This is a genomic window from Ochrobactrum soli (genome assembly GCF_003664555.1).
Classification (GTDB): domain Bacteria; phylum Pseudomonadota; class Alphaproteobacteria; order Rhizobiales; family Rhizobiaceae; genus Brucella; species Brucella teleogrylli.
The window spans coordinates 93,844-103,102 of record NZ_RCHH01000013.1 but is presented as its reverse complement, the minus strand read 5'-3'; the positions used below and the strand labels follow the sequence as shown (position 1 = coordinate 103,102).

The following is a 9,259-nucleotide window of genomic DNA, read 5'->3' as shown; positions in this document are numbered from 1 at the left end:
TTGCCCATGGTGCATCTCCTTCCATGAGACAAGTGAATCACAGATCAAGCCAAACGGGAATCCCGAATCCGGTTAACAGCGACATGCTTTAGTCTCAGCAAAAACCGACGATCATGGAACCCGGTTCATACTTTTGTTGATGCTCTGGTCCGCATTCTACGGGTTGCGGCTGTGCGGGGCACAGGCGAGGCGTTTCCAGGTCCCTCTTGTGGGGAACTTTCGGTAGACGGTTCTTGATCGGCAAAGGTGCGGATGTCGAGATTACTCAGGACACGGCGCAACAAACTGAAGAGTTGCGCCGTTTCTGCTTCGTCAAAATCCGCAGTGATGGCCTTCGCATGGCTAGCCGCTGCCGGAGCGAGCTGGTGGTAGATATGTCGTCCACCTTGGGTCAGTTCGACCTGGACCACGCGGCTGTCGTGATCAGAAATGCGACGGACAACGAGTCCATCCCTCTCCATCTGATCAATCAGCCGGCTGAGGGCCGATTGTGGAATCAAGGTCAGCTGCACAAGTTCGCCCATATTGCGAGCGCCTTTGTTCATGATGACCATCAACACTCGCCAGCGCTGAACGGTTACGCCGAAGGGGCGCAGTCGCTCCAAAAACTGTTGGTTGAGACCCGCCGTTATCAGATTAAAAAGTGAGGGAAGGAACTCTTCCAGTTCCAGCGTGCGCGATACTGGCCGGGCGGAAATCTTGGAGCCTTTCTCAACCATGGTGCCTTGCCTCACTTCCTACTTTCTATGTCTGTTCGTAGCGAAGCCGTCTTTCGTCCGCAACCGATGCATTGCTTCCACCGTCAACAATGGGGCGTCTGTTCCCACAACCAGGGTCTCATGCAAAACGGTCACAATTCCCCGGTCGGGTTTGGAACGCGACAATGTCTTATCTATAACGGTAGCGCGTATTCTCATCGTGTTGCCAGAAAGCAGAGGTTTGTGCCAGCGAATCTTGTCAAGGCCCGGTGAAGGCATGACTGCATCGTCCCAAAGGTGCAGATCGAAAAATATTTTAAAGCTTAGCGATAGGGTATGAAACCCCGATGCGATAACCGATGGAAGTCCCACCGAAAGTGCTGCAGCATCCTCAAGGTGGAACGGATTGGGATCGAAACGCTGAGCGAAGTCCACAATTTCCTCGCGGCTTACGGTATGAGGGCCTGCCTCGAAAATTTGCCCGACAGTGATGTCGTCAAAGAACAATCCCGACATATTTTCCTTTCCGCCGACGAGGCGATCCGCTGGGTAGCTGCGTCAAAATAAAGCTGACTACCGGACTCGACACATAAATATGATTTGTCATATAAATATGAAAAAGACAACTGCCTTACAACTTGAAGCTTAGCGGCACCAACAGCGGCCGTGCCGTACCGAACCGGTGCGAACTGCGCGATAAAATATGAATAATCATATATCGCATTGAGGGAGAAAAGAATAATGGCGGAACGCTCATTTGCCAAAGAAGTCGAGGACCTGCGCCTTGGTGAGGGGGAAATTTTCAGGGGTGAGGGCATTCTCGCTATCACCAAGGCTTTACTCCAGTCAGGCGTTTCCTATGTCGGTGGCTATCAAGGTTCGCCGATCTCACACCTCATGGATGTGCTGGCCGATGCCAAGGACGTCTTGAACGAACTGGACGTCCATTTCGAATCGTCGGCGTCGGAAGCGGCAGCGGCGGCTATGCTGTCGGCCTCGGTGATGTATCCGCTACGCGGCGCGGTCACATGGAAATCGACAGCGGGCACCAACGTCGCCTCGGACGCGCTTACTAACCTGGCCTCCGGTGGCGTCATGGGCGGGGCGCTGATCATTCTGGGTGAAGATTTTGGCGAAGGATCATCCATCCCCCAAGAGCGCAGCCATGCCTTCGCGATGAAGTCACAGATGTGGCTTCTGGATCCACGTCCCAATCTAGAATCAATCGTCAAGTCAGTGGAAGATGGCTTCGAACTTTCGGAGGCCTCCAACACGCCGGTCATGTTGCAGGTCCGCATCCGCGCCTGCCATGTGCATGGACAGTTCGTCACGAAAGCAAACAAGCGGCCCGCGTTCACCTTGAAGCAAGCGCTTGAAAATCCGCGACGCGATGTCAGCCGTGTGGTTCTGCCACCCGTCTCTATCTACCATGACAAGGAGAAGCTCGAGCAGCGTTGGCCGAACGCAGTGGACTTCATCCGAACGCGCAAGCTCAACGAGTTCCTGGGACCTGCCGACGGTGACGTCGGCATCATCCTGCAGGGAGGCATGTACAACAGTGTCATGCGCGCGCTGCAATTCCTTGGGCTCGCAGACGTTTATGGCGGATCGCTCATTCCGCTCTACGTTATGAATGTCACCTATCCGATGATCGATGACGAAGTGGCCGAATTCTGCGTCGATAAGAAGGCAGTCATCATGATCGAAGAAGGCCATCCCGCTTTCATCGAGCAGGCGCTCATCACCGCGCTCCATCGCAAGGACATCAACACCAAGGTCCACGGTAAGGATATACTGCCACTCGGCGGCGACTACACTGCGTCAGTGATTGAAAAAGGGCTGCGCAGATTCCTCAATACCCACGCGCATAAGCTTTTGGGTAACCGTTCTGAAGCGCCGGACGCAACTCTGATACTCGAAAACGAGAAGGTAAAGGCTCTCCAAGAGATCGTTCCGCCTCGCCCGGCTGGTTTCTGCACCGGTTGCCCCGAACGCCCAATCTTTGCCGCCATGAAGCTGACTGAGCGAGAGCTCGGCCAGCATCATGTGTCAGGCGACATAGGGTGCCATATCTTCTCCGTCCTGCCTCCGTTCAATATAGGCGGCAATACGATGGGTTACGGCCTATCCGGCGCGGGTGCTTCCGCCTTCAATGTTGAGGCGGACAAGCGTTCGATCGCTGTTATGGGTGACGGCGGCTTCTGGCACAACGGTCTCTCGACCAGTATCGGCAACGCCGTCTTCAATAAGCATGATGGCGTCATCCTAATAGTCGACAACCACTATTCAGCGGCCACCGGCGGCCAGGACATCCTGTCGTCGCGCGCTCAAAATCCCGATCGCTCTACCAACAACGCCATCACCGATGCCGTGAAGGGTGTGGGCGTGAAATGGGTGCGCCAGATTGATCGCACTTACGATGTTGCCAAGATGCGCGACACGTTGAAGGAAGCTCTGACGACTGACGAAAAGGGTCCGAAAGTTATTATCGCTTCTTCCGAATGCATGCTGAACAAGCAGCGCCGCGTGAAGCCGCAGTTCAATAAGGCGGTAAAAGACGGCAAGCGCATGGTCAAGGAGCGCTTCGGCGTCGACGAAGATGTGTGCACCGGCGATCACGCCTGTATCCGCCTTTCCGGCTGTCCCTCGCTCTCCGTCAAGCACACTGACGATCCATTGAAGGACGATCCGGTGGCAGCGATCGACAACAGCTGCGTCGGCTGTGGCAATTGCGGCGAGGTTTCCGAAGCCGCTGTGCTTTGCCCCTCCTTCTACCGCGCCGATGTCATTCACAACCCGACCCGTCGCGACCGGTTTATGGCTAAGATTCGGACTGCAGTGATCGGCTTCTTTCAACGTCGCGCCGACCGCCGGCGTGTAACCTTTGCGTGAGATCATCATGATTGACGTAACCTCTCCGAAACTTACTGGAGTTCCATTCAAGCGACCGATCTCGATCGCGATCCTTGCCATGGGCGGTCAAGGCGGGGGCGTACTCGCCGACTGGATCGTCAACATGGCAGAGACCCAAGGCTGGGCGGCGCAATCCACTTCGGTGCCAGGCGTAGCACAGCGCACTGGTGCGACGATCTACTACATCGAAATGCTTCCTGATTTTGAGGGAAAGCGGCCAATCTTCTCGCTGATGCCGACCCCCGGTGACGTCGACGTAGTGCTGGCGTCCGAGTTCATGGAGGCCGGGCGTGCCATGCTCCGTGGCATTGTCACGCCGGATCGCACGACGCTGATAGCTTCGAGCCATCGCTCTTACGCGGTTGTCGAGAAGCAAACTCCTGGCGATGGAACTGGCGATCCGGTCGCCGTCGTCGAAGCAGCCGGTATCGCGGCCAAGAAAATCATTGCGTTCGATATGCAAACACTTGCCGAAAAGAGCGGCAGCGTCGTTTCCTCGGCTATGCTCGGAGCGCTCGCAGCGGCCGAGGTCCTACCGTTTCCGCGCTCGGCTTTCGAAGATACAGTCCGCGCTGGTGGCAAAGGGGTTGAGCCGAGCCTTAAGGCGTTTTCAGCCGCCTACGATCGCGCGCGCGAAGATCGTCGTGATCCGATTACCCGTTCGCCCGAAAAGAGCTTCTTGCCGCTACCGGTAACAACCGCAAACACCGAGCTAGACGCTATCGTGGCGCGCATTCGCGGTAAATTCCCCCAGCATGCGCAGGGGATACTGTTTGCGGGCGTATGTCGGCTGGTAGACTATCAGGACCCTGCCTACGCGATGCAATATCTCGATCGGATGGAACGGATTCTTGGCGAGGATATCGTCAATAGCGGCTCAATACAGAATTTCGGCTTCACCTGTGAAGTGGCAAAATATCTCGCGGTCGCGATGGCCTATGACGACGTCGTGCGCGTTGCCGATCTTAAGACACGCAGCAGCCGTTTCGAGCGTGTGCGCAAGGAGATTGGCGCCAAGGATGACCAAATCCTTTATATGACGGAATACATGCATCCGCGCATGGAGGAAGTCGCGGGCACGCTGCCAGCCTGGCTCGGCGGGATGATTGAACGCCGACCGCGGCTTTATCAGGCGCTGGACCGCATAATCAACAAAGACCGTCGCGTGCAGACCGGCACCGTCTGGTGGTTCCTGACGCTTTACGCGGTGGCCGCGACGAAGCGCTTTCGTCGCGGCAGCCTGCGATATAAGCGGGAAATGGCGCACATTGATGCCTGGTTGGGTGTCGCTCTGCCGCTTCTGTCGATCAACTATCAACTTGCCTGTGAGGCTGTGACATGCCGCCGTCTGGTGAAGGGCTATTCCGACACGCATGCGCGCGGGAATTCCAAATTCGACCGGATTATGGCCTTGGTTCCGCAGCTTGTGCAGAAGCCCGACGGTGCCATTTGGCTTAGCCGCATTAGGCAGGCTGCGATGCTCGACGAAAATGGTGAGGCGCTTGAAGGCGCGATCAAGACTTTCGAGAGCGCCTACGCACCTTGAGAAATGGCGCTGGGCTCGCTTCGGCCTATTCCCAACGAATGGACCCGCACAGCAGACAGCTGGGGCGGGTCTTCCGTTGTGTTCGCGCTTTTCGCCGCGATCCAAATATTCGAGGCATATGCGAAGGAAAAGGGGCGCTGTTTCCACGCCCCTTTCAGGTCGGTCATCCAATTGTTCCCGGAGGACCACTCGCTTACATGTTGACCCCATATCGCTTCAGCGTTTTTGCCGCCACCGCGCGCAAGATGCGATCGAAAAGAAACCCGAGGCAGCCAAGGACGATGATGCCCACGAAAACCCAGTCCGTCCGTCCATAGTTTCGTGCGTTCCAGATTAGGGCGCCGAGCCCTTCCTGGGCCGCGACGATTTCAGCAGAGACGATGGTGAGGAACGAGTTGCCCATCGCGATCCGCGCGCCGGTGATCATAAAGGGCACCGTGGAGGGAACGACGACTGTTAGGAGCGTCTGAACCCTGGTCGCGCCGAGGCTGGCAGCCGCCTTGATGCGCAGATCGGAAACCGCCATAGAGCCTGCGAGCGCATTGAGCGTAACGGTGAAGACGGTCGTGTAGAAGATCAGCGCAATTTTTGAAGCTTCGCCCGGTCCGAGCCAGATTACGCTTAGAGTGACGAATGCAATCGGTGGAATGAAGCGGAAAAATTCGATGTAGGGATCGAATATTTGCCGAACAAGGCGAAAATAACCCATTGTCATACCGAGGGGAATGCCTACCGCAACGCCTGCCGCCCAGCCGCAGAAAATCCGGAAGCTGGAGGCGGTGATAGAGGTCCACAACGTTCCATCTTCAACCAGCTCCCAGAAGGCGATTGCTGTGAGGGCCGGTGAGGGAAAGAAAAGCGGCGACATCCTGAGACTCAGGATTTGCCACACAAGCAGGCCGCCCAGAATCGAAAGAGCGACGATTACTCCATGTGAAAGGCGCGCGCGCGCCGATTGCGCTCCGGGGACCTTGGGGGCCCTATCGGCGACAGAACGGGAGACTTCGTTCAATCTCATGCCGCTGCCTCCGTCAAAAGTCCTTGCGCGATCAATGTACGGTTGACCTCCGCTGCAATGTCCTGTCTCAAGCTCTCGATAAGTTCAGCCGCGCGGGGATGCGACAGGTCGCGAGGATGCGGGAGATCGATATTCAAGATCGTTTTCACCTTAGCCGCTGGTCCCGCCGTCATTGTCACTACCCGGTCGGCCAGAAGAATGGCCTCGCCAATGTCATGCGTGACAAAGATGATTGTCGCGCCTGTCTCACGCCAGATTTTATCCACTTCCCGTTGCAGCACCTCGCGTGTTTGGGCGTCGAGGGCGCCAAATGGTTCATCCATCAGGATCACCGACGGTTCGTTTGCAAGTACGCGCGCAATCTGGGCGCGTTGTCGCATTCCCCCTGAAAGTTCACTTGGGAATTTTTGTGCAGCATGCGAGAGCCCGACCATGCGGATATAAGCTTCAGCTTTGGCGGCTCGTTGGGTCTTTGATACGCCGCGCAGGCGCGCGCCATATTCGACGTTTTCCTGGACCGTGAGCCAGGGAAAGAGCGCTTCCGAACTCTGAAAGACGACACCCCGATCAATGCCGGGGCCGTGTACAGGTTGACTATCGACGACCAGCTGACCGGTGACAGGAACAAAGCCGGCGATAGCGTTCAGCAAGGTCGACTTACCGCAGCCGGAGGGGCCAAGCAGACAGACGAATTCGCCAGGCTTGATCATGAGGTCGACACCGCTAGTAACGACATGATCACCGATTTGAATGCCAACGCCCTCGATAGTGACTGAATTTCCTCTCGACATCGCGGTCATTCCTTAAAAAATCCCTTTTGAACGTAGTTCTCGATGTCGATGCGTTGCGGTGTGCGCTTCTGCTCATAAAGGAAATCGGCGATGCCAGCGAAGCTGACGAGGTCGGCTTCGGAGAAGTCTCGCGTCTGGAAGGACAGGCGTTCAATCAGAGGCACCGTGTCAGCTGCGCGCATTCTGGTTGCTTTCTGGAAGTCGATGGCAGCGGCGTTCCGATCAGTGGTGATATCGCGATTGACTTCGGCCACGACAGCCAGGAACTTCTTGGCTTCTTCTTGATGCGTCTTTAGCCACTCGCCCTGAGCACTAAGCCACATAGTATAGACGTATCCTACGTCGCCACTTGTCAGAAGCGTCTTGCCGCCTTGCTGCCTTCCCTGCTCGTTGAAGGGCGGCCAGCCGAAGAATGCGTCCACATCCCCGCGCTGGAGCAGGGCCGGAAGATCGGGAGCGCCGGCTGGCACAAGTATTACAGCGGAGTGATCGAGTTGATACTTCTTGAGTAACATGACGGCAGCATATTCGCTCACCGTCCCCTTGATCACGCCGAGCTTCTTAATCTGGCTGGGATCGCCAATGTCAGGACGGCTGATGAGTTCCAGATGGGTCCCTGACTCGCTGACGACAGCGAGCGGCTTGATGTCGGCACGGGCCAGCCGTATCATCACAGTCTGGTCGGCTGCGATCCCAAAGGTCGCCTGACCCGCGACGACGGCGTCCATTGCGTCGCCTCCTTGCGCCATGCGTAAGAGTTTGACGTCGAGACCGGCCTTTTCAAAGAGCCCTCGCTGTTCAGCGACATAAACCGAGATGAAAGCAGGATCCGTACCAAGCGCGACGGTCAGCGTTTCCGCCTTCGCCGCTGTTGCAGTCAAGGCAAGGCCGCAAAAGGCGGCGTTGATTAGATTTCGAATGATTGACATGCTGTTCCCTCAATTTTTTTGAATAGCGCACCGTGGCGGGCGCGTTTTACGGCGGCGGCTCCAGTTTGAGATCCACAACAACGACAATCAAACAGTAACGGTGGCCCGAAACAACGGAACGAAAAGGTATTAATTCATTAGAAAAATACATGATTGTCGACCTGAGCGGGAACAACCAAATTTGGGAGAGGAATTTGTAACGTCTTAGCGCTGTGCAAATGGCGATAGACCGGGCTATCAGATGTAAGGCTGTCTTTGTAACGGAGTTGGGTGTTTGGTTCCGTCATGTGATGGTGTGGTTTGACGATAAAGGCCTCTGGCTTTAAGTTGTTTGATAAAGTTTATGGGGTCAGCCAATCACGCACAGGCCGCCCGGAACGATTAAAACTTCGCCGGGACAGGAGCTTCAAAGCGATGTTGAATTTCCAGCTATTCAAATGGACTTTGCGATACTGCGGATGGCCATTGGTTTTCTTCTCCGGGCTGATTGGCGCGAAATTCGCCTTCGACAGCGAACACCCTATGGCATTGTTCACCATAGTGTACGCTGTCGCTGTCGCTATGCTGTTTATTATGGAACGCATTATTCCGTATGAAGGTAGCTGGCTTGAGGCGGATGGTGAGACCTGGAATGATATCGCTCATACGTTGTTGACCAAGGGACTTGTTCAACTCGCCGCACTTGCTGCGGCGCTGTTCCCTATGATAGCTGCCAGCTTCCTGCAGCCGCTGGCTACGCTTCAGTTCAGCTTTTGGCCGACCACATTGCCTTTTGTGCTACAGGTGGCATTAGCCGTGATAATTGCAGAGTTCGGCCTGTATTGGTCGCATCGCATCGCGCACGAGCGGCTGTTCTTCTGGCGCTTCCACGCACTGCACCACTCCGTGACCCGGCTTTGGGTCGTCAATACCGGTAGGTTTCATGTCATCGATTCCCTGTTCAAGGTCGGGCTAAGCCAAGCTCCGCTTTATTTCCTGGGTGCGCCAATACAGATATTTTGGTGGTTAGGTGCCGTCACCGCCTTTGCAGGCATTCTCACCCACTGCAATGTCGACATGAGGACGGGGATATTTGACTATGTCTTTAGTACGCCTCGCCTCCATCGTTGGCATCACTCGAAGGACATTCGCGAAGGAAACACCAATTACGGCGAGAACATTGTCTTGTTCGACCAAATATTCAGGACCTATCACAATCCGGATCGACCGTCATCCGCAGACATCGGCATCAAAGGACAGGTCGCAAAGGGATTTCTCGCTCAATTGGCACAACCTTTCTCGAAGGATGGTGTTCGTCAAATCCTTGGTTTGCCTTCAAAAAAATGATAGCGCGGCATTATTAATGCCGTTCAGGACGGAATATA

Annotated in this window: 8 protein-coding genes; 3 read left to right on the top strand and 5 right to left on the bottom strand. The window is 55.6% G+C overall.

The window, feature by feature from the left end; translation table 11 throughout:
- Nucleotides 1-125: 125 nt before the first annotated feature.
- Together D8666_RS18715 and D8666_RS18710 are read right to left on the bottom strand one after the other, a co-directional pair.
- Nucleotides 126-719 (bottom strand): MarR family winged helix-turn-helix transcriptional regulator, encoded by a 594-nt coding sequence (locus D8666_RS18715; protein ID WP_121538986.1) that lies wholly within the window; start codon nucleotides 717-719, stop codon nucleotides 126-128.
- 18 nt (nucleotides 720-737) lie between these two features.
- Nucleotides 738-1,214, bottom strand: coding sequence for a MaoC/PaaZ C-terminal domain-containing protein (locus D8666_RS18710; RefSeq protein ID WP_121538985.1), 477 nt, complete (start codon nucleotides 1,212-1,214; stop codon nucleotides 738-740).
- Between the two features lie 225 nt (nucleotides 1,215-1,439).
- Between D8666_RS18710 and D8666_RS18705 the strand changes: the two genes are divergently transcribed.
- A complete protein-coding gene (locus tag D8666_RS18705; protein ID WP_121538984.1) occupies nucleotides 1,440-3,590 on the top strand; it encodes a ferredoxin family protein in 2,151 nt (716 codons plus the stop codon).
- 7 nt (nucleotides 3,591-3,597) lie between these two features.
- Nucleotides 3,598-5,157 (top strand): indolepyruvate oxidoreductase subunit beta family protein, encoded by a 1,560-nt coding sequence (locus tag D8666_RS18700; RefSeq protein ID WP_121538983.1) that lies wholly within the window; start codon nucleotides 3,598-3,600, stop codon nucleotides 5,155-5,157.
- A gap of 193 nt (nucleotides 5,158-5,350) precedes the next feature.
- Here the strand turns inward: D8666_RS18700 and D8666_RS18690 are convergent, their stop codons facing one another.
- The 3 genes from D8666_RS18690 to D8666_RS18680 are packed head-to-tail and all read right to left on the bottom strand — an operon-like array spanning nucleotide 5,351 to nucleotide 7,895.
- Nucleotides 5,351-6,175, bottom strand: a complete 825-nt coding sequence (locus tag D8666_RS18690) for an ABC transporter permease (protein WP_121538981.1) — start codon at nucleotides 6,173-6,175, stop codon at nucleotides 5,351-5,353.
- Nucleotides 6,172-6,975, bottom strand: coding sequence for an ABC transporter ATP-binding protein (locus D8666_RS18685; RefSeq protein WP_121538980.1), 804 nt, complete (start codon nucleotides 6,973-6,975; stop codon nucleotides 6,172-6,174). The genes D8666_RS18690 and D8666_RS18685 overlap by 4 nt, the downstream gene beginning before the upstream one ends.
- Nucleotides 6,972-7,895, bottom strand: coding sequence for an ABC transporter substrate-binding protein (locus tag D8666_RS18680; RefSeq protein ID WP_121538979.1), 924 nt, complete (start codon nucleotides 7,893-7,895; stop codon nucleotides 6,972-6,974). Before D8666_RS18680 ends, D8666_RS18685 begins: the two co-directional genes overlap by 4 nt.
- Before the next feature lie 414 nt (nucleotides 7,896-8,309).
- Here D8666_RS18680 and olsE point away from each other — a divergent pair, with 414 nt between their 5' ends.
- On the top strand, nucleotides 8,310-9,221 hold the full coding sequence (gene olsE, locus D8666_RS18675) for an ornithine lipid hydroxylase OlsE (protein WP_121538978.1): 912 nt from the start codon (nucleotides 8,310-8,312) through the stop codon (nucleotides 9,219-9,221).
- Nucleotides 9,222-9,259: the final 38 nt, after the last annotated feature.